The organism is Oceanobacillus aidingensis (assembly GCF_042654105.1).
In the GTDB taxonomy this organism is placed as follows: Bacteria; Bacillota; Bacilli; order Bacillales; family Amphibacillaceae; genus Oceanobacillus; species Oceanobacillus oncorhynchi.
In genome coordinates this window covers 50,306-70,104 of sequence record NZ_JBHSFT010000047.1, presented here as the reverse complement: position 1 = coordinate 70,104, position 19,799 = coordinate 50,306, and the positions used below count along the sequence as shown (strand labels likewise).

Sequence of the window (19,799 nt, the reverse complement as noted above, 5' to 3'; positions counted from 1 at the left end):
CCAATCTAATTTTTATTTTTTCTAGCGGTCAAACCATGTGATTTCAGCAGAATAGAGCGTTACAGGACTGCCTTCCGCTGATTCCACAATCAGGGCTCCTTCGTCAGTAATCCCTAAAAATCGGCCGGTCCACTCTTCATGAAATGTTTTGATTTTAATATTTTCATCTATTTTAAAGGCATGTTCTTCCCATTCCGATTTAATAGCTTTAAAACCATAGTTTAAATACATCTCATATGTATTTTCAAAATGCTTTAATATTGTCTGAACGATTTTAATCTTATCCCAGCTGTTCCCGGACTCTCTTTTTAAGGAGGTTGCAATATCCCGAATGGAAGCATCCCAGCTCGCTTCATCCTGATTCACATTTAAGCCGATACCAATTAAAACATAATTGATTCGGTCTTGCTCTCCCTGCATTTCTGTTAAAATACCGCAGAGTTTTTTATCTCCGATCAATAAATCATTCGGCCATTTGATACCGATGGGTAATCCGGTCAGCTGATGGAGTGCTTTTCTTAAAGCAACTGCTGTTAACAGCGTCAGTTCGGAAGCTTTATTTGGTGGAATAGGCGGTCTGAGCAGGAGGGTCGCCCATAAACCTTCTTTATCCGAAAACCAATTCTTTTTCATTCTTCCTCTGCCTGCTGTCTGTTCCTCTGCAATGATGATCGTGCCATCCGGAGCATTGTCCCGTGCTGCTTCGTGTCCAATGATTTGAGTCGACGATGTTGCCTCTTTATGAATAATATGATGCCCCATCCATTTTGTTTCCAAACCCCAGCGGATCGTATTACTGCTGACTTTATCCGGAAACGAAACAATCCGGTAGCCCTGACTTCTTTTCGCATCAATATGATAGCCATCACTTTCCAAATCCTTCATATGCTTCCAGATTGCATTCCGGGAAATGCCTAATTGTTCAGAGAGCGCTTGGCCAGAGATGTAGCTCATTTTATTTTCGGATAATAGTTTGATTAATCTTGAACGGGTAGATTCCATTGTATCCAGTCCTTTATTTTCGATTTTTCATTTGCCAGCTTGGAGGTAACAATTTGATATTCTATTGCATCTAATTGCTGCTTTATCCATTTACCTTTTGGACGTTCAGGAAACCATTTCATTAAATCATATCCATTCACGCAAAGCTCTTTTTTAGATAAAATAGGAAGCTTCTTCCGGATAGAATAAAATACTTCTATATCGATGATTTTCTTATCTGTCTGTTTTACTAAGTATATGAAAAAGTCCCACTGTTTCCTTGGCAGCTGATAGACAAACCAGGCATCTATTCCATTCTCTTTATAGCGATGATATGCATCTACAAGCGCGTGTGCTTGCTGCTTTAATTGATTGGAACATTTATAGGCCTTGGTACAGTCTGCTGCTGTGATAGACTCACTATTTAGCTCGACAAAGGCAAAAACAGGAGCAAGCGAAGCAACAGGTTCTATTTCCTTTAACAGCAGCGGAGTGTCTTTAAAAATAGGCAGGTGGTGATAGAGCTCTAATTCAAAAATATACTCCACTGCTTTGCTAAAATAAGCACCAGCACATAATTTTTCTAATTCAACGGTTAACCGTTCCACTGCTAATTTATCTATTAATGCTCTGCAGCTTTTCATAGCTTCTTTTGTATTAACTTCAATGGAAAACCCTAGTTGGCTGGAAAAACGCAGCGCACGGATAATGCGCAAAGCATCCTCTTTGAACCGGTCTGCTGCATCACCTACCGTCTGGATTCGTCTGCCGGCAATGTCCTCTCTTCCTCCAAAAGGGTCTAATACCTTGCCATTGGCATCCATGGCAATGGCATTCATGGTAAAATCTCTGCGTTTTAAGTCTTCTTTTATATCGCGGACAAAATGAACTTCATCCGGCCGGCGGTGATCTGTATAGGTCCCTTCTGTCCGGTAAGTAGTTACTTCAAAAGATTCCTGTTCATACCGGACAATCACAGTACCATGCTCGATTCCCACCGGGATGACCTTCGGGAAAATTGCTTGTATTTCCGAAGGGAAAGCTGATGATGCAATATCTACATCATGAATAGGACGGCCGATAATATAATCGCGTACACAGCCGCCGACGAAGTATGCTTCGTAATGATGCTCTTCTATGATGGAAATTATGTTTGCTGCCTTATGGAAAATAGATGGTAGCATGCTTCTAGCCTCTTTTCCCTTCTTCTAAAACCTTGTCGTATAAAGCTTCATATTGGTTAACAATCTTTGCGGATGCAAAATGATTCCGCACATGCTCGATAGCTGCTTCTGAAAATTGGTGTTGCTTCTCCGGATCTGATAAAAGCTCAATAGCGTATGATGCAGCCTGTTCGATATCTCCAAGCTCTACAATATACCCTGTTTTATCATGGGTCAATACTTCAGGAATACCACCGACATTGGTTCCAATCCCAGCCACGCCGCAAGCCATCGCTTCTAATAATACTAGCCCGAAGCTCTCTTTTTCAGACATAAGCAGCATTACATCTGCCATTGCCAGTATATCACTGACATTATTTTGTTTCCCCAGAAAATGTACTTCTGTTTTCAGCCCTAATTCATTAACATGCTGAACCATATCCGAATATTCCGGGCCGTCACCAATTAATAATAATTTGGAAGGAATGCTTTCATTAACTATTTTAAAGGTATCTATGATATCTTGGACCCGTTTTACCTTCCGAAAGTTCGAGATATGAATCATAATTTTGTCAGAAGCATTTATCTGAAATTGGCTGCGCAGCTCCGCCCCTTTTTGGGGGTAGTATTCATTTTCATTAATAAAGTTATAAATTACATCCATTTCTTTCTGGATATCCAGCATGTCTACAGTTTGTTTACGCAAGCTTTCTGAAACAACGGTAACTGCATCGGATTGTTCGATACCATGACGGATAATAGGCTTTAACGTGTTATCTATGCCCAGTATAGTAATATCTGTTCCATGTAAGGTAGTGACAATTTTTACAGGGTGCTTCGCCATATCTCTTGCTAAAATACCGCAAATAGCATGCGGCATCGCATAATGAACATGAAGAATATCCAATTTTTCGCGGTCGATCACCTCTGCCATCTTGGCAGCTAAAGCTAAATCATAAGGCGGATATTGAAATACAGGGTAATGACTCATCTCTACCTGATGATAATACACATTCACATACACTTTTTCTAAACGAAAGGGCATACTGGAGGTGATAAAATGTATTTCATGACCCTTTTCCGCTAATTTCTTACCTAATTCTGTAGCGATTACTCCTGAACCGCCAATGGTTGGATAGCATGTAATTCCTATTTTCTTCACAATTCCCCTTCTTTCTTAATCTTCCTTCACGATTTCTCTCCACTGAAAATCGCCCCGATTCAGCCCGTGCATGAAAATTTCCCCGCCGGCAATATTGGTCGCTAAAGGAATTTGATACACATCACATAACCGCATTAACGCGCTGATATCAGGCTCATGCGGCTGGGCAGTCAACGGATCCCGAAAGAAAATAACCATGTCCATTTTATTCTCTGCAATCATACTGCCTATCTGCTGATCGCCGCCAAGCGGACCAGATTTAAAACGATGGACCGAAAGACCTGTTGACTCCATAATCCGGGTCCCTGTTGTTCCTGTAGCAAATAAGTGATGATTCTTTAGTACATGTGTATAAGCAGTTGTAAACTCGACCATATCTTCTTTTTTCTTATCGTGCGCAATTAATGCAACATTCATGACGGCTCCCCCTTTATTTATATCTGTTATTTCTTATAAAATATTTTCTAAACCATAAATAAGCTCGTCCAAATCCATGACCTGGTGGACACATTCTTTGATGCCGTCCATAAAGGAGGCTCTGTTCATCGAATCATGCTGGATGGTTAACGTTTGTCCGGCACCGCCAAACACCACTTCCTGATGAGCTACCAGACCAGGGAGACGCATACTGTGAATACGCATGCCATCAAAATCTCCCCCGCGGACACCTTTAATGGTTTCTTCTTCATCGTCATGACCTTGCTTTTTCGATTTTCTGGATTCCTGAATAAGCTCCGCGGTTTTCTTCGCCGTACCGGATGGCGCGTCCAATTTTTGATCATGATGCTTTTCAATGATTTCCACATCCGGAAAATAGGCAGCTGCCATTTTTGCAAATTTCATCATTAACACAGCTCCGATAGCAAAATTAGGCGCAATAATACACCCGGTTTGTTTTTCTTTTGCCAGCTGTTTTAACTCTTCTAACTGCTCATTTGTATATCCTGTAGTTCCTACCACTGGACGAATGCCATGATTCAAAGCTGCTTTTGTATGTTTATAACCGACTTCAGGTATCGTTAAATCAACAAATACATCAGCCTGCTGCTCGGAAAAGCATTTTTCGATGTCTGTGTAGATTGGGGCATTAAAATCACCTGAAAAGCCTTCTAAATCACTTAATTTCTTTCCGTCATTTTTATGGTCTAAACAAGCAGTCAATTCAAAATCAGCTGTGTCATAAATCATATGGACTGCTTCTTTTCCCATTCTTCCTCTCGGACCTGCTACGATTATTTTAATTGCCATGATTATTTTCCTCCTCTTTTCTTGTCCAGCGATTTTTATCTCTTGTTTCAAATTTTTGCATCGATTTCTCGAAGGAATCCGACAAATCAAAATCCAGCGAGTTAGCTAAACAGGCCAATACAAAAAGCATATCGCCGACTTCTTCCTCCACTGTATTTTCTTTCTCTTCTGCTTTCTTTGGCTTCTCACCATGGTAATGATTAATTTCTCTTGCTAATTCTCCTGTCTCCTCAGATAATCTTGCCATCAAAGCAAGCGGAGAGAAATATCCTTCCTTAAATTGAGATATGTATTGATCCACACGTTTTTGGACATCTTTTAATGTATGGCTGGTATTCTCCATTTCTGACACCTCTTTAAAATCAATATACTTTTTTTCTCTTCTTTCATGTTAGCTAAAAGCAAGGATTTTGACAACTAATTGGTACAGTATGCGGATTGTTACTTGATTTTATATTGGCTATAATAGATATTGGCTATAAACAAGCTGTAAATACTAGGAATTGCATACATAGGCACATCGTCAGCTTTACGGTTGAAACGTGAACATAAGGAGGCATAATAAGTTGAAGATTCGAGTAAAAAATATTGTATTTATTTTAATAGGAGCAGCCATCTTTTCCTTTGGACTTGTCCATTTTAATATGCAGCACAATCTAGGAGAAGGCGGTTTTACAGGTATCACCCTGCTGCTTTTCTTCTTATGGGATATCGACCCGGCAATCTCGAATATTGTCCTTAATATTCCGGTATTTTTTATTGGATGGAAAATACTAGGCAGGAATGCGTTTGTCTATACCATGGTTGGAACTTTATCCGTGTCTCTTTTTCTCTGGATTTTTCAAATCTATCAGATTCAAATTGGATTAGAGGATGATATGACACTTGTCGCTTTATTTGCAGGTGTGTTTATCGGTATTGGATTAGGAATTATTTTCCGCTTTGGCGGGACAACCGGCGGAGTGGATATTATCGCTCGCATCATTAACAAATTCACTTCTTGGAGTATCGGAAAAGCGATGTTTGTCTTTGACTTTCTTGTGATTATCACTTCTATTCTGACATTCCTTGAGCTGTCTGAAGGAATGTACACTCTGCTGGCTGTATTTGTTGGCGCGCGGGTGATTGATTTTATTCAGGAAGGCGCATACGCTGCAAAAGGAGCATTTATCATCTCAAATCAAAGTGAAGAAATCGCAGAACAGATTATGGAAAAAATGGAACGGGGCGTGACAATTTTAAATGGTCAGGGGAGCTTTTCCAAAGAGAAAAGGAATGTGCTCTACTGTGTAGTCGCACGAAATGAAATTGTCCGGATGAAAAACATCATTAATCAGACAGACCCTTCTGCCTTTGTTTCGATGACAACCGTGCATGAGGTGATGGGAGAAGGTTTCACATTGGATGAGAATAAAAAGCCGTTAAATGATTAGGCAAGATAAAAAGGAGCTTAGGAAATTATCCTTAGCTCCTTTCTCTTACATAGCTGAATGATTGGCTAATAAGAAATACACTACGCTTTCCGTGGGCCCCGAGCTCATCTCCTTCAAAGAAGACCTGCTGATTGGCAAGCCTATAGGCATAGACAGAAGTAAAGTCACACTTATGCCCTGTGGGTAGAAAAAAGGAGTTCGCTTTTTTCTGCGGGGTCTTCACACTGGGATTGCGATTACTTGCCCCATCAAAACCATCGCTAGAATTTGTGTTATTTCTTTGTAAAAAAGCAAATAAAAATGTAATTCCACATAGATGGGAGCGGATGTTGTCGACTCCTGCGGGAAAAGCAGCAGGTGAAGCCCCCGCAGAAAGTGGGCTTCTTTCGAGAAGGCTGAACGTTGCCAGCGAAAAGCGGCTTCCCGGAGCGGACATCTGCCCGGCAAGAATACCAATATTTTAAAGAACTAGTGATTTTTTTGGTTTTATTTATATTTATTCCTTAGCTAAAAAAAGATGACCCCTTTCGGATCATCTTTTTTTACATATCAGTCTCTATTTGCCGCAAAGATAAGAATAAAGCGGATAAGCTCAGCAACGGCAACCAATGCTGCAGCAACATAGGTCATTGCGGCGGCATTTAATACTTTTTTTGTTTCCCGTTCTTCATTGTTACGGATAATACCCGCTGAAACCATCTGGGTCATCGCCCGATTTGAAGCATCAAACTCAACTGGCAGTGTCACTAATTGGAAAAGCACTGCAGCTGCGAAGAAGATAATTCCAAGAAGCAGCATATTACTTGCTTGCATAAGCATACCCGCAATGATTAAGAACATAGAAATATTAGAGCCGAAGTTTGCTACTGGAACTAAAGCACTTCGAAAGCGTAAAAATGCATACTCTTCCTGATCCTGGATCGCGTGGCCTACTTCATGTGCTGCGATAGCAGAAGAAGCCATCGATCTGCCGTTGTAATTATTTTCAGAAAGGTTTACTTGCTTTTTACGTGGATCATAATGATCTGTTAATTCCCCTTTAACCATTCCAATCTGTACATCATGCAAACCATTATCATCTAAAATTTTCCTGGCAACGTCTGCGCCCGTCATTCCGGAAGATGTTGGTTTTTTAGAGTACTTTGTATACGTGCTTTTTACTTTTCCTGATGCAAGCATCGGTACAATCATTAATAAGACAAAATAAATCAAATAAGCGACCATTTCTTAATACCCCCATTACTGTATCATAAGGTCAATTTTAGTCAGTATCTCTATTTTAGTCAACTGATTTGTCGTTTTTGCGGACCGGCTTATTCCCTGCATTTTCCCCTTTGTATTTTTTCCAACTTACATAAGATAATGTAACAATAATGCAACCGCCTACAATTATGACACCTAAAATAAACGGAGACGGCGCTAAGCTGTTATAGTAAATGTTTCCTGATGGAATAGAGGCAGCATGAACATCGTTTGCATGGTAAAACATCCCTATGAATCCGATTGTCATCACACGAAGCAGTTTCTCTGCCATAGAGATCACCTCTGATCTTTTGATGTATATTCTAAGTTTATGATGAGAGGCGACTTGGTATGACGGTCAGGTTTTTCTGATTAGTAAGAATAGATGAAATAGTAACATAAATACTTTGGAAATAGCTATATCTTGCCCGAAATTCTGAGGGCTCTAACTTCAGGAAGCTTCTTATATATGCCGTTGTTTCTTGTGAACCGTCAGGTAATAAGCAAGCAGAACAGACACCACGCTTAACCAAAATGTAAAATAACCAATTTCATTCATATACTCTGTTAAATCGGAATAAATAGGCATTTGGCCAAAGACATAATCAATAATATCATTATGTAACACAACAATCCCGGCAAGTGTTAAATGCCGCAGCTTTATTTTGTAATACGGTGCATAAAGCAATCCTTGAATAGCCATTCCTAAATGGGATGCAATCAGCATGTAGCCTGCTTCGCCAATATTTCCACCAGTTGCCACGGTTAATAAATTCATAACGACGGCCCAGACGCCGTATTTAAATAAAGAAACAATTGCTAATGCCTCGATGTAGGGTATGTTTTTCCCAAAAATAAAAAACAACAGGAAAATCGTAAAGAACAGACTGGCTGTCGGACTGTCCGGGACAAACGGAATAAATATCGGCGGAGTTATTTCTAATTGTGATCCATACCAGTAATAACCATAGATGGTCCCCAGGAAATTTATCATGAAAAGCAGGATCAAAAATTTTTTATCTAATAATATGTATGACAGCATTTTCAATTCAATTTCTCCCTTCTGTCATTATCATCAATAGAGAAAGCACCTTTGCCTTATTGTGGACAAAGGTGCTTCTGACTATTCTTTATTCTGCTGCTGCTTCATTGGTTTCAATGATAAAATCTGCTAATTGTTCCAGTTCTTCATCCGTTCCTTGGAACTGATCGGCAGGCATGGAACCAATACCATTGACAGCAATATCCATAATTTCTTCTTTGGTGTGCTCATTTCCTCCGACTAACGCAGGACCTGCTCCACCTTCCAATTCTCCGCCATGACAGCTTAGACAGCTTGTTTCATACGCTGCAAATCCAGGGTGACTCTCATCAACAATAGATTCGCCTGGAGGAATTGGTTTGTTTTGCTCGGCACGCTCTTCCCAGTCAACTGGTGCTGCAGAAGTATACGTTAACCAAATAACGGACGCTAGTCCTAAAAGCATCATCCCAACAGCAATTGGACGGTGACGCGGACGGCGCCCAGGACCGTTGTCCAAGAATGGAGCAAGGAATAGCGCTCCAAACCCAATTCCCGGAATAACAAGAATTCCAAGAATAATCCAATTACCACTTGCAAATTGATACTTTAATAATTCATACAAGAATAAGAAATACCAGTCTGGCAGCGGGATATATGCTGCATCTGTCGGATCAGCCATTCCTTCAAGCGGAGATGGGTGTGCCAACACCAAGCATAAAAACCCTACAAGGAAAACTGCTCCGGCCAACCATTCTTTTAATAAAAAGTTGGGCCAAAAAGCTTCTGTTCTACCAGGATACTCGGAATAATCTTTTGGTATTTTTGATGTTCTTTCCGCTGTGATCCGAGAATCACCAACGAATTTCATACCTTTACCCTTATGCATTGGTTGCCCTCCTTTTTATAGTGGTCCGGAAATACCTTGTCTACGGATTAAGATAAAGTGAATTGCTAATAATGCAAACAATGCTCCCGGTAAAAAGAAGACATGGATTGCAAAGAAACGTGTCAGGGTTTGTGCACCAACAATAGTAGCATCCCCAGCTAGAAGCGTTTTAAGAGCTTCTCCAATAAATGGTACTTGTTCCGCGATTTCTAGTCCCACTTGAGTCGCAAAGTACGCTTTGTTGTCCCAAGGAAGCAGGTAGCCTGTAAAGCCTAGTCCCAGAATAACAAAGAAGATAAGAACTCCTACCATCCAGTTAAGCTCACGAGGTTTTTTATATGCCCCTTGGAAAAATACCCGTAAAGTATGTAATAATAGCATTACGACAACGACACTAGCGCCCCAGTGATGCATACCGCGGACAATTTGAGCATGTGCTACTTCTGTCTGCAGGTAGTAAACAGATTGCCATGCGTTTTCAATATCCGGCACATAATACATTGTTAAAAACATACCGGAAAGAATTTGGATTACTACTACAAAGAATGTTAATCCGCCAAAACAGTATACAAATGCGGAAAAGTGATGCGCTGGATTAACGTGCTCTGGAACCTCGTGATCGGCAATATCTCGCCATATTGGCGTAATATCAATGCGATCATCGATCCAATCATAAATCTTCTGTAACATTGTTTATTACGCCTCCTCATGTGGTCTAATATTACCTAGGAACAGCATGCCATCCCTTTCTTCCTGTTCATAAACATCAAGCGGTTGCAATGGCGGTGTTCCAGGAACATTCACCCCATTCTTGTAATAACGGCCATTGTGGCAAGGACAGAAGTACTCCTCTGGATAGTCGTCATTTCCTTCCCAAGAAACAAAACAACCTAAATGTTTACAAACTGGGGAAAAGGCAACAATTTCGTCATCATCATTTCGATATACCCAGGCTGTTTGATTTACTTCTGATTCATACCAGCCATCTACCTGATCGACAGTCCAATCGACACGCTGTGGATCAGAAGTGATTTCAGAAACTTCTAGTCCAACATTTGCAAAATCTCCGCCTTCACCGGACTTCAATACAGGATCGATTGCCATCCGAACAGGTGATATCAGCAAACCGGCAGCCATAAAGCCCCCTACGCCTGTAAGCGTATAATTTAAAAATTGTCTGCGGGATATATCGCGTTTTTCATCACTCATGGTTTTCCCCCCTCTGTGTTCAAATAGTCACGGACATTTTTAAGATAAAATCAGATTACTAGGACACTAATAATGATAGCGTAAACTATTGGTTCGGTCAATATATATCCTAGGTTAACTGTAAATGTTTTGATAATTTTGTTTTACTCTACCAAAAGGACTTGACTAATTCTGCTGTTTGCATAGTCTGGTCTCTTATCATGTCTTTTATTGCAGCTGGTTCGGCATCTTTTAAAGGAATAGTTGGAAGCCAAATAAATTCTCCTTCTAAATCATTGGCTATTTTTCGCCAAGACGGATCAAAGCTGATATAGAGCACCTGTTTAAAAGGCTGTTCGTTAAAATGAGCTGTCCACTGATTTAATCGCTCTGCCTCTTCGGACCTCTCTGCCGAGTTGATGTATGTATAAGTCGGAGTAAGCATAATTCTGCCCATTAATTCTTTCTCCAGCTCTCTGGCAAAAAGCGTTAAAATCTCATACTGATCTGCATTTTTAGCAGTAGCATCTAAAGCACCAATTTGAAAAGGTGCTAACGGTACAATCACTGTATCAATATACTCCTTCGCTTGTTCATATTTCTGCAAATCAACCCTTGTCCATTTCATAAACAATCCTCCCTTCCAAAATACTTGCCTATATTGTAACAATTTTTCACACATATAGGAAAGGATAAATTGTCAGCAAATACAACTGATAGACAGACAGGCCCAGGCCATGACAAACACGGTCTCTTTTTCGCGATTCCAAGCTTATTTGCCAATCTTTCTTATTCTATCCATGATGAATAATATTTAATCTATTTGTTACAAATTCAATTTTCACACCTAAGAATAAGCATATATATCTTGCTATTCCCGGATGAATATGTTCTCCATTACATGCTTACTTTTTGATTAAATATCCGGCCTTTTTGGAATTGGTGATGGTCCATAGCTCCTGCAACCAACCACTCCGCTTTCCGACATACAAATGTTTTCGATGGGACGAGTAATCGCAGCCCCAGGACGTCGGAAAGCAAAACGGAACGCCGTAACTCCTGTTTCTATGGAAATGAAGTTACTTTTTAATGTATGAAACTTGAGTTACGAAAAAAAACAACCCATAAAAATATAGGTTGCTTTTAAACATTATCATTTGATTTATACGTTTTTAAGCTTGCTCTTTATGATTTATTCAGCAGTTTTTCTAACTCTTTTGTCAGCTCTAAAAATTTCGTATGATTTCCCGAATCTAAAGCCTCATCAATCGCTTCCCGCAAACGTTCCTGTTTTTGATTAATCAGGAGCTGATCCAATAATTCAGATGTGGTCTGTTTGTCATCTTTTGTTAAATAGTAATCATCCGGCAAGAATGGGTTTTCTTCTAATACAGCAGCATAATAAGCGCTTTGGTTTGCCTGATGAAAATTTAATTGGATAAATAACGCTTCCTGTTTGTTTAACCGGATGTCATGAAAAGTTTTCTCTGCGTCCGTTGTTACCAGATGATTTTTGTAAAATCGAAATGGTATTTTCTCTGAACAGCGACTGGAAATCATTACGCCTCTAGGACAATACTTTACATCTCTAACAAAATGCACATGTTCTAAAATATCCATATGGTTTACTAAGTAATTAAGTATCCATACACTTTCCCGTTTTTTTAAGCGGTAATGGTTTAAAAACCACTGGATGAAGTCCTTCTTATCTTTTGCAGTTACAGATGATAGCATTCCGCTCTCCCCTCTCTCCTCTCTAAAAGCTAGACATGTCACCTACAATAAATCTTGTTCCAAGCGTTCCACATGCTCACGCACATCTTCATCAATAGGCTGCTGGCCGAGATATGCTTTCAGGACTGGAATGGCTTCTTGCAGTCTTCCTTCCTCGGTCAGGAAATAGCCATACTCTTTTAAAAAGTCGCTGTCATGCTGTAAACTAGTATATGCTTCCTGATAGCTATTTAATGCATCACCAAACGATTCTATTTCAACATAAGCTTTGGCCAGTTCCCAATCATAGAGTGCATCCTCTGCACCAGAGTTTTTAATACTTTGGATTAATTCAACAATCTCATCAAATGCTTCTCTTGCTTTAAGCAGTTCAATCAAAAATAAGACAGCTTCCTTATAATCCGGCTCTAAAGCGATAGCCTGCCTGACATACTCTTCACTTTCCGCATTTCTCCCTAATTGGTGAGCAATATCTCCAGCCAGGAAATAGAGTTCTTTTTGATAGGAGTCTCTTTCCAAACCTTGTTCCGCAACTTTATAAGCTTCTTCCAGCGTCCCTTGTTCCTTATATACATTGGCAAGCTGGGTATACGCCGCATAATAGTCTTGATCGATTTCCAACACATGCTCCCAAGCTTTTATAGCGATGTCATTACGATCAGCCTGATGGGCGGTGATTCCATATTTAAATAAATTATCCGGTTCCGGGTCTTCCTCTTCTTTGTAAAATTCAAGTGCTTTCTCATATTCACCAGCAGCAGCATATGCTTCTCCAAGCCGGTCTTCTATAGCAACATTCCCTATTTCTTTTGCTTTCGCATAGACGCGCTCATAGTAGTTGATAGCCTTTAGGTATTCGCCGATAGAAAAGAATAATTCTCCGAGCGCAAAGTCAATAACGCTCTCTTGAGGGTCGATATGCTTTGCTTCCAACAGCTTTTGCTCCGAAACTTCAAATAATCCCTGAGCCTGATATAAATCCGCAAGTTGGATCAACGCCTGAATATATCCTTCATCTTCTTCCGGAATTTCATTTAATATCGTAATCGCCAGCTCATCTTCTTCGGATTCAATAAAAATATCAGATAAGGTAAGCTTCAGCGACGTTTCTTCAGGATATTTTTCAATCAATTGTTCGAGGATGGTTCTAGATTCAATTAGAAATCCCCACTGCAGGTATAGTTCAGCTATTTGAAACAGAGAATCATCATCTGCGTTTTTTTGGTAATCACTTAATAATGCTAACGCCTTTTCTGTTTCATTTTTTTCAGCCAGTTCGATTGCTTGTTGAATGGTGTTCATTTAAAAGAACCCCTCTCTTTTTGTGTTTCTTTTGCTTCCAATTTATCATACAAAAAAGATAGCTACAGTTCAAATAACTAGAACTGTAGCCAGAATTTAAATATACGAAAATGTTATTGCAAAATTGCTTCCAGGTCATCAAAAAATGTCGGATACGATATATTGATACTGTCTTTTTCATCCATTTTTACCGGGCTTTCTGATACGAGCGCTGCGATAACACCCATCATGGCAATCCGGTGATCCATATAGGAGGAAATGGTGCCGCCTGTTAGACGGGTTGGTCCTTCAATAATCATTCCGTCCTCGGTCGGTGTGATATTTGCTCCCAGTGTTGTTAAATTTTGACACACTGCTTCAATGCGGTCTGTTTCTTTTACCTTCAGTTCTTCGGCGTCCTTGATTACCGTTTTTCCTTCTGCCTGTGTTGCCAGCAAGGCAAGTATTGGAATTTCATCAATCAGGCGGGGGATGACTTCCCCTTCTACTGTCGTCCCTTTTAAGGCAGTATATTTAATGGTTAAATCACCAATTTTTTCACCGCCTGTAGTGCGCTCATTAGAAACAGTAATAACTGCCCCCATTTGCTTGACTACATCTAAAATGCCCGTCCGGGACGCATTTAAACCGACGTTCTTTAACGTAACTGTACTTCCGGGCACAATTGCTCCGGCAGCTAAAAAGAAAGCAGCTGAGGAAATGTCGCCGGGGACTTCCACGTCACAAGCTGTCAGCTTCCCTTTGTTTGTAACGACAATTCCTTCTTCCTTCTGCTTTAAATCAGCACCAAAGGCTTGAAGCATAACTTCTGTATGGTTTCTTGTTTCAGTGTCTTCTTGTACGACAGTTTCTCCTTCTGCAACCAAGCCTGCCAATAAAACAGCTGATTTTACTTGAGCGCTTTTCACCGGAAGGCGGTAGGTAATTCCTTTTAAGGCGCCTCCATGAACGGTAATCGGGAGATATTTTCCATCTTCCTGCCCATGAATTGCAGCACCCATTTCTCTTAATGGCGTAACCACACGATCCATCGGACGCTTTGTAAGAGAAGCATCCCCAAAAATCTTCGTTTCAAATGGCAGTCCAGATAATAGACCCAGCATTAATCTGGTCGTGGTCCCTGAATTACCAAAATCGAATGCTCCAGCAGGCTTTTTTAATCCTTCTAACCCATTCCCATGAACGAGTACGGAGCTTCCTTCTTTTTCAATCTGTACTCCCATCTCCCGAAAAGCATCAATCGTTCTGTGACAATCCTCCCCGTCAAGGAAATTTGATATTTTTGTAATTCCATGTGAAATACTCCCGAAAATAATAGAACGATGTGATATCGACTTATCTCCAGGAACGATAACTTCACCTTCTAATCTTGGTGAGGTGTATTCAAATTGAACATGCGACAATACGTTCTCCTCCTTGCCGTTAAGATTGGATCATCGTTTCAAATCCACGTTGTTTTAATATCTTCTGACCGGCTTCTTGCGCTTCTTTTGTGTAAAAGCTCAAGCGCAGTGCACCAGTAATTCCTTCCCGTACTTCAAGGATTTCAATGTTTTTAATACTTAATGATGCATTTGCCAGAATAAGCGCCACTTCAGCTATGGCACCCGGCTGGTCTGCAATATCAACGATAACATCGTAGAACGCCGGAATTGCACCGCGTCCGCCTTCATTTAATCCATCACGGTAATTTTTGGCGCTGTCTAAATACGTAATAACCTCTTCTTTTTCATTATCTTCAATCAGCTTTTTCAGCTGCTCCATTTCAACAATCCAATCATCCAGCATGGCAGACATTTTCGATTGATTGTGATAAAAAATATCCTGCCACATCACCGGGTTACTGGAGGCAATCCGGGTAATATCCCGAAATCCGCCTGCTGCAAGCTTCGGAAGGTAGGAGTGTTTTTTCTCCCATTTTCTCGCCTGATGGACAAGTGATGATGCTATAAGATGCGGAAAGTGAGAAATAACTCCTGTCATTTCGTCATGTTCATCAGATTGCAATACAACAAAGTTGCTTTTGGTTGCAGATAAAACGTCTCTTAATGTATCTACATTCTCCTCAGTTGCATTATCAAGAGGGGATAAAACATAAATGGCATTCTCAAATAAATGTTCCTTCGCCGCTTCAATCCCTTTCTTATGGGAGCCCGCCATTGGATGCCCGCCGATAAAACGGATGGCTTTATTGCTTAAACCATTTGCAGCAATAAGTACAGAACCTTTTACAGACGCTGTATCAGAGACAATCACATCTTTTTCGAAAGGAATGTCATCCAGTCTGGAAACAAGCTGAATCGTCTCTGAAATAGGTGCAGAAATAATAATAATATCCGCCTTTAATGCAGCTTCTTCAAAAGTGGTAAAAGCTTCATCAATGATACCATGATTCGAAGCAAAATGGAGTGTATTTTCGTTTACATCAAAACCGATTATGTAATGTTCGGACTCTTTTCTAATCGCTTTAGCAATGGACCCGCCTATGAGGCCGAGTCCAGCTATCAATACCTGCTGCTTTTTCATACATTCACCTTACCTAATTTAATTGTTCTTGATAATCTCTTAGTACGTTCTCCAATACCTTCATATCCTCTTCTTTTCCAATCGTAACACGAATGGTATTTGGAATACCTAATAATTCTCCAGGTCGGACAATAAAACCATGCTTGATTAAATAATCAAAAGCATCCATTCCGCTTTCCGGTGTTTTCACAAGTAAGAAATTCGCTTCTGATTCATAATAATCCCAGCCGATGGAAGTTAAAAAGGATTGAAATTGCTTTAATACTTTTTTATTTTTCTGATACGTATGCTGAATAAAATCCTGGTCTGAAAAGGCAATAACAGCAGCCTGCTGTGCTGCAGACGTTGTATTAAACGGACCACGGACCTTATCTAAGGTTTCCACAATCAATGGATCGGCGATTCCATAGCCAATACGCAGTCCTGCCAGTCCATAAGCTTTTGAAAATGTACGTAAAACAATCAGGTTTGGATATTTATCCAACAGTTTCAGAGCATTTAAATCCTTCTCAGGCTGCAAAAATTCAACATATGCCTCATCTAAAGCAATAAGTACATCTGAAGGGCATTTATTTAAAAAGTCCTCCAGCTCTTCTTTGGAAAGCGCAGTGCCTGTTGGATTGTTCGGTGTACAAATCCAGATAATTTTTGTATTATCCTGAATCGAGTCAAGCATCTTATCAAGCGGATGACTTCCATCCTCATTTACAGGATGCTCTATGATTTCTGCACCTTCGATTAAAGCATAATGCTTATATTGCGGGAATGTCGGTGTTGCCATAATAACCTGATCCCCTACAGTAAGATAAGAACGGCAAAGCATCTGAATAATTTCCTCCGAACCGCTTCCGAAAATAAGCGATTCCGGTCTTACATTTAATTTTTCGCTGATCAGATAGCGGAGTTCAGATGTATAGCCGTCCGGATAGATATTAAATACAGGCTCATTTATCTGGAAGACTTCCTTCACTTTATCTGAAAATCCATAAGGATTCTCATTAGAAGCCAATTTAACGATATAATCAAGACCGAATTCTTCTTGAATATCCTTTGTCTGCTTCCCTTGTTTATATGGACTAAGCTGTTTTAATACTTCTTTGCTTCTCATTACTTAACTATCCTTTCTTTCTAAAAGATCCGGACGCAGCTTTACAGCCTCTCTTTGAAATGTATGCTCAACCTCTTTTTGCTGTTTATCGGTATTGACAATCATCATAATTCGAATACATTTGGGCAGGCTGCCGGGGACATCGATTTCCTGCATACACATAACTGGGACATATTTCCATCCCTCAATGTCACGTAAGGCTTTTGCAGGGAATGCTGCGTTCACGTCCTTTGTCACTGAAATAAAAGCATGGGAAACGTCCTCTGCCTGAATATTATTTTTCTCTGCCATTTCCTGAACCAGTGCCCTGGTATGTTCAATAATTTCATTTGCTTCGTTATTTTCTACGGTTGTAGCACCGCGCACGCCTCTTGTCATAGCTTGTTCATCCTCTCTATATATGTTCTGATATAAGCCTCCACAGAGGAATCATGTAAGTTTGCGACAGTCGGCTCGCCCACTTGGTTCAGTAATACCATCTGAATATGTCCGGAAACGGACTTTTTATCTGCCTTCATGCTTTTGACGAGCTCGGCGATACGCTTTTCTTCTATGTCGATAACAGGATATTCATTTATTTTCATCCAATGGTGCAGTTCATGAAAAGGGAGCTCTTCCCCTGACATATCCTCGCTTACATGAAGCGCAAATAGCATTCCATTCGCAACGGCCTCTCCATGAGTTACCGTTCCATACCCCAATCTAGCTTCTAACGCATGTCCCAATGTATGACCGAGGTTTAAATATTTCCGGACACCAGATTCTCTTTCATCATCTTCTACGATAGCTGCTTTTACTTTTATACCAGCCTCTAAATGATTTTCCAGCTGCGCAGTGGTAACCTGCTGTAAAGACAGCGACAATAATTCTTCTGTCAGATGAATATCAGAAATAAATCCTTCTTTTAAAATTTCAGCATAGCCACTCCGAATTTCACGGTATGGTAAAGATGCCAGTGTTTCTGTGTCATATAAAACAGCTGCCGGAGGATAGAAACAGCCAATCAGATTTTTACCGGATTCATGATTGATAGCTACTTTGCCGCCCACACTGCTGTCATGTGCTAAAATAGTCGTCGGCATTTGAATATAATCGATTCCACGCATAAAGGTTGCAGCAACAAATCCGCCTAAATCACCTATAACACCGCCGCCCAAAGCAATGATGAGCGATTTACGATCTAAACCGCTCTCGATTGCCTTTGTCTGCAATTTGTAATATTGATCCATGTTTTTAGAAGCTTCCCCGGCTGGAACAATGTAAGAATAAACGTGTTGTCCCTCCAGGCTGCTTACAACATCCTGTAAATATTTATCAGCTATTTTATCGTCTGTTATCACCAAAATAGAGCTGTATTCCTTCTTTAACCACTTCTTTACGTGAAACCGTAATCCAGCTTCCATCACAATAGGATAGCTACGCTGGCTGGACTGGATTGTTAATTGTTTCATTTAGAAGCACCTGATTTCTTCTCTGTACTGATCAATTGCCTGTTTTAATTGCGGGAATCGGTCACTTGAAAATTGTTCTGTGACGGCTTTTGCAATTTCAAACGCGACAACATGCTCCATCACCACAGAAGCTGCCGGTACTGCACAAGCATCGGACCTTTCCACTGTTGCTTTAAATGGTTCTTTGGATTCAATATCCACACTTTGTAATGGGCGCTTCATCAATGTAGGTATAGGCTTCATTACCCCGCGAACAATGATTGGCATCCCTGTACTCATTCCGCCTTCCAAACCGCCAAGACGATTCGTTGTCCGATGATATCCATCTTCTTCATTCCATGCGATTTCATCATGTACTTCGCTGCCGTTTAAGCGGGCTGCTTCAAAACCGATTCCAAATTCCACACCTTTAAAAGCATTAATGCTGACAACACTCGCTGCAATTTTGCTATCCAGCTTTCGATCATAATGCACATAAGAACCGATTCCGGCAGGCAGGCCCTCTACATAAACCTCACAGATACCGCCGATAGAGTCGCCAACTTTTTTCGCTTCATCTATTGCATCCATCATTGGCTGTTCCACATTAGAATCTAATACCATTACAGGAGAATCCCCAGAAATTTCAGCGCGTTCTTTCGCTGTTAAATCATTTTTTTCTTCTGCCCGAATCCCTGCGATTTCTTTCACATATCCAGTAACATAGATACCCAATTGCTCTAAAAGTGATTTTGCCACTGCACCTGCAGCAACTCGAGCGCCCGTTTCTCTTGCAGAAGAGCGTTCTAATACATTACGCATATCACGATGCCCATATTTCAGACCGCCATTTAAATCTGCATGTCCCGGACGAGGTTTTGTTACGACTCTGCGCAGTTTGGCTCCGTCCTCCAGCGGATCTGCTCCCATAATATCTGTCCAATGCTTAAAATCATCATTATGTATCACCAGTGACACAGGAGATCCCAATGTATATCCGTGACGTACTCCGCTTGTAATATCTACCGTATCTTTTTCAATTTGCATTCTCTTGCCTCTGCCATGCCCGCCTTGTCTTCTGCGCAGGCTCTCATTAATATCTTCTGCCTTTAATTCCATCTGTGAAGGCAGGCCCTCGATAATTGTCGTTAATTGTTTTCCATGTGATTCTCCAGCTGTTAAGTAGCGCACTACACATTCTCCTTTATCTTTATAAAGCTATTAAAATAAGATACGTATAAACGTTGTTATTATCCATACATTTTGCAATATGAACATGTCATATTTTTTAGATAATATCGAATATACTTTACCCTTTTAAATAGTTGAAAGTTTTCTAATTACTATACCATATAAAAGCCCGTTTCGGGTA

The 19,799-nt window shown here is 40.4% G+C and carries 22 protein-coding genes; 1 reads left to right on the top strand and 21 read right to left on the bottom strand.

Features of this window, described 5'->3' with window-relative positions:
* Positions 1-21: 21 nt before the first annotated feature.
* The 6 genes from ACFO3P_RS18135 to ACFO3P_RS18110 are packed head-to-tail and all read right to left on the bottom strand — an operon-like array spanning position 22 to position 4,897.
* Positions 22-1,002, bottom strand: coding sequence for a biotin--[acetyl-CoA-carboxylase] ligase (locus tag ACFO3P_RS18135; protein ID WP_289585156.1), 981 nt, complete (start codon positions 1,000-1,002; stop codon positions 22-24).
* Positions 978-2,165, bottom strand: a complete 1,188-nt coding sequence (locus ACFO3P_RS18130) for a CCA tRNA nucleotidyltransferase (RefSeq protein ID WP_289585157.1) — start codon at positions 2,163-2,165, stop codon at positions 978-980. Before ACFO3P_RS18130 ends, ACFO3P_RS18135 begins: the two co-directional genes overlap by 25 nt.
* A gap of 4 nt (positions 2,166-2,169) precedes the next feature.
* On the bottom strand, positions 2,170-3,306 hold the full coding sequence (bshA, locus tag ACFO3P_RS18125; protein WP_042534107.1) for an N-acetyl-alpha-D-glucosaminyl L-malate synthase BshA: 1,137 nt from the start codon (positions 3,304-3,306) through the stop codon (positions 2,170-2,172).
* A 15-nt stretch (positions 3,307-3,321) separates the two neighbouring features.
* Complete coding sequence (locus tag ACFO3P_RS18120; protein ID WP_042534109.1) at positions 3,322-3,723, bottom strand: methylglyoxal synthase; 402 nt, start codon at positions 3,721-3,723, stop codon at positions 3,322-3,324.
* 33 nt (positions 3,724-3,756) lie between these two features.
* Positions 3,757-4,554 (bottom strand): 4-hydroxy-tetrahydrodipicolinate reductase, encoded by a 798-nt coding sequence (gene dapB / locus ACFO3P_RS18115; protein WP_289585158.1) that lies wholly within the window; start codon positions 4,552-4,554, stop codon positions 3,757-3,759.
* Positions 4,544-4,897 (bottom strand): nucleotide pyrophosphohydrolase, encoded by a 354-nt coding sequence (locus ACFO3P_RS18110; protein WP_042534113.1) that lies wholly within the window; start codon positions 4,895-4,897, stop codon positions 4,544-4,546. Before ACFO3P_RS18110 ends, dapB begins: the two co-directional genes overlap by 11 nt.
* Before the next feature lie 223 nt (positions 4,898-5,120).
* On the opposite strand from ACFO3P_RS18110, the gene ACFO3P_RS18105 reads away from it, so the two are divergent.
* Positions 5,121-5,987 carry a YitT family protein gene (locus tag ACFO3P_RS18105; protein ID WP_289585159.1) on the top strand — a complete coding sequence of 289 codons (867 nt, stop codon included), beginning with the start codon at positions 5,121-5,123 and terminating at the stop codon, positions 5,985-5,987.
* 549 nt (positions 5,988-6,536) lie between these two features.
* Here ACFO3P_RS18105 and ACFO3P_RS18100 read toward each other — a convergent pair.
* The 15 genes from ACFO3P_RS18100 to aroC form a co-directional block, all read right to left on the bottom strand.
* On the bottom strand, positions 6,537-7,211 hold the full coding sequence (locus ACFO3P_RS18100) for a zinc metallopeptidase (protein ID WP_042534117.1): 675 nt from the start codon (positions 7,209-7,211) through the stop codon (positions 6,537-6,539).
* Between the two features lie 55 nt (positions 7,212-7,266).
* Positions 7,267-7,521 (bottom strand): sporulation protein YpjB, encoded by a 255-nt coding sequence (locus ACFO3P_RS18095; protein ID WP_042534119.1) that lies wholly within the window; start codon positions 7,519-7,521, stop codon positions 7,267-7,269.
* 171 nt (positions 7,522-7,692) lie between these two features.
* Positions 7,693-8,271 carry a lipoprotein heptaprenylglyceryl N-acetyltransferase LhaT gene (gene lhaT / locus ACFO3P_RS18090; protein WP_042536273.1) on the bottom strand — a complete coding sequence of 193 codons (579 nt, stop codon included), beginning with the start codon at positions 8,269-8,271 and terminating at the stop codon, positions 7,693-7,695.
* 88 nt (positions 8,272-8,359) lie between these two features.
* A complete protein-coding gene (locus ACFO3P_RS18085) occupies positions 8,360-9,139 on the bottom strand; it encodes a menaquinol-cytochrome c reductase cytochrome b/c subunit (RefSeq protein ID WP_289585160.1) in 780 nt (259 codons plus the stop codon).
* A gap of 15 nt (positions 9,140-9,154) precedes the next feature.
* A complete protein-coding gene (gene qcrB / locus ACFO3P_RS18080; protein WP_040981375.1) occupies positions 9,155-9,829 on the bottom strand; it encodes a menaquinol-cytochrome c reductase cytochrome b subunit in 675 nt (224 codons plus the stop codon).
* 6 nt (positions 9,830-9,835) lie between these two features.
* Complete coding sequence (locus ACFO3P_RS18075; protein WP_042534127.1) at positions 9,836-10,348, bottom strand: QcrA and Rieske domain-containing protein; 513 nt, start codon at positions 10,346-10,348, stop codon at positions 9,836-9,838.
* A gap of 148 nt (positions 10,349-10,496) precedes the next feature.
* Positions 10,497-10,955 carry a DUF2487 family protein gene (locus ACFO3P_RS18070; RefSeq protein WP_042534130.1) on the bottom strand — a complete coding sequence of 153 codons (459 nt, stop codon included), beginning with the start codon at positions 10,953-10,955 and terminating at the stop codon, positions 10,497-10,499.
* A 557-nt stretch (positions 10,956-11,512) separates the two neighbouring features.
* A complete protein-coding gene (locus ACFO3P_RS18065; RefSeq protein ID WP_042534132.1) occupies positions 11,513-12,061 on the bottom strand; it encodes a ReoY family proteolytic degradation factor in 549 nt (182 codons plus the stop codon).
* 42 nt (positions 12,062-12,103) lie between these two features.
* Complete coding sequence (locus tag ACFO3P_RS18060; protein WP_256704716.1) at positions 12,104-13,363, bottom strand: tetratricopeptide repeat protein; 1,260 nt, start codon at positions 13,361-13,363, stop codon at positions 12,104-12,106.
* A 113-nt stretch (positions 13,364-13,476) separates the two neighbouring features.
* Entirely contained in the window at positions 13,477-14,766 is a 1,290-nt protein-coding gene (gene aroA / locus ACFO3P_RS18055; RefSeq protein ID WP_289585161.1) for a 3-phosphoshikimate 1-carboxyvinyltransferase, read from the bottom strand.
* Between the two features lie 19 nt (positions 14,767-14,785).
* Positions 14,786-15,889 (bottom strand): prephenate dehydrogenase, encoded by a 1,104-nt coding sequence (locus tag ACFO3P_RS18050; RefSeq protein WP_042534138.1) that lies wholly within the window; start codon positions 15,887-15,889, stop codon positions 14,786-14,788.
* Between the two features lie 13 nt (positions 15,890-15,902).
* Positions 15,903-16,997, bottom strand: coding sequence for a histidinol-phosphate transaminase (gene hisC / locus ACFO3P_RS18045; RefSeq protein WP_289585162.1), 1,095 nt, complete (start codon positions 16,995-16,997; stop codon positions 15,903-15,905).
* 3 nt (positions 16,998-17,000) lie between these two features.
* On the bottom strand, positions 17,001-17,375 hold the full coding sequence (aroH, locus tag ACFO3P_RS18040) for a chorismate mutase (RefSeq protein WP_042534142.1): 375 nt from the start codon (positions 17,373-17,375) through the stop codon (positions 17,001-17,003).
* Positions 17,372-18,448 carry a 3-dehydroquinate synthase gene (gene aroB, locus ACFO3P_RS18035; protein ID WP_042534144.1) on the bottom strand — a complete coding sequence of 359 codons (1,077 nt, stop codon included), beginning with the start codon at positions 18,446-18,448 and terminating at the stop codon, positions 17,372-17,374. The genes aroH and aroB overlap by 4 nt, the downstream gene beginning before the upstream one ends.
* Positions 18,449-19,618 carry a chorismate synthase gene (gene aroC, locus ACFO3P_RS18030; RefSeq protein ID WP_042534146.1) on the bottom strand — a complete coding sequence of 390 codons (1,170 nt, stop codon included), beginning with the start codon at positions 19,616-19,618 and terminating at the stop codon, positions 18,449-18,451.
* Positions 19,619-19,799: the final 181 nt, after the last annotated feature.

Excerpts from the sequence above, each read along its gene's own strand:
- ACFO3P_RS18135 (WP_289585156.1), bottom strand. The coding sequence starts at position 1,002 with ATGGAATCTACCCGTTCAAGATTAATCAAACTATTATCCGAAAATAAA.
- ACFO3P_RS18130 (WP_289585157.1), bottom strand. The coding sequence starts at position 2,165 with ATGCTACCATCTATTTTCCATAAGGCAGCAAACATAATTTCCATCATA.
- ACFO3P_RS18120 (WP_042534109.1), bottom strand. The coding sequence starts at position 3,723 with ATGAATGTTGCATTAATTGCGCACGATAAGAAAAAAGAAGATATGGTC.
- dapB (WP_289585158.1), bottom strand. The coding sequence starts at position 4,554 with ATGGCAATTAAAATAATCGTAGCAGGTCCGAGAGGAAGAATGGGAAAA.
- ACFO3P_RS18110 (WP_042534113.1), bottom strand. The coding sequence starts at position 4,897 with ATGGAGAATACCAGCCATACATTAAAAGATGTCCAAAAACGTGTGGAT.
- ACFO3P_RS18100 (WP_042534117.1), bottom strand. The coding sequence starts at position 7,211 with ATGGTCGCTTATTTGATTTATTTTGTCTTATTAATGATTGTACCGATG.
- ACFO3P_RS18095 (WP_042534119.1), bottom strand. The coding sequence starts at position 7,521 with ATGGCAGAGAAACTGCTTCGTGTGATGACAATCGGATTCATAGGGATG.
- lhaT (WP_042536273.1), bottom strand. The coding sequence starts at position 8,271 with ATGCTGTCATACATATTATTAGATAAAAAATTTTTGATCCTGCTTTTC.
- ACFO3P_RS18085 (WP_289585160.1), bottom strand. The coding sequence starts at position 9,139 with ATGCATAAGGGTAAAGGTATGAAATTCGTTGGTGATTCTCGGATCACA.
- qcrB (WP_040981375.1), bottom strand. The coding sequence starts at position 9,829 with ATGTTACAGAAGATTTATGATTGGATCGATGATCGCATTGATATTACG.
- ACFO3P_RS18075 (WP_042534127.1), bottom strand. The coding sequence starts at position 10,348 with ATGAGTGATGAAAAACGCGATATATCCCGCAGACAATTTTTAAATTAT.
- ACFO3P_RS18070 (WP_042534130.1), bottom strand. The coding sequence starts at position 10,955 with ATGAAATGGACAAGGGTTGATTTGCAGAAATATGAACAAGCGAAGGAG.
- ACFO3P_RS18065 (WP_042534132.1), bottom strand. The coding sequence starts at position 12,061 with ATGCTATCATCTGTAACTGCAAAAGATAAGAAGGACTTCATCCAGTGG.
- ACFO3P_RS18060 (WP_256704716.1), bottom strand. The coding sequence starts at position 13,363 with ATGAACACCATTCAACAAGCAATCGAACTGGCTGAAAAAAATGAAACA.
- ACFO3P_RS18050 (WP_042534138.1), bottom strand. The coding sequence starts at position 15,889 with ATGAAAAAGCAGCAGGTATTGATAGCTGGACTCGGCCTCATAGGCGGG.
- hisC (WP_289585162.1), bottom strand. The coding sequence starts at position 16,997 with ATGAGAAGCAAAGAAGTATTAAAACAGCTTAGTCCATATAAACAAGGG.
- aroH (WP_042534142.1), bottom strand. The coding sequence starts at position 17,375 with ATGACAAGAGGCGTGCGCGGTGCTACAACCGTAGAAAATAACGAAGCA.
- aroB (WP_042534144.1), bottom strand. The coding sequence starts at position 18,448 with ATGAAACAATTAACAATCCAGTCCAGCCAGCGTAGCTATCCTATTGTG.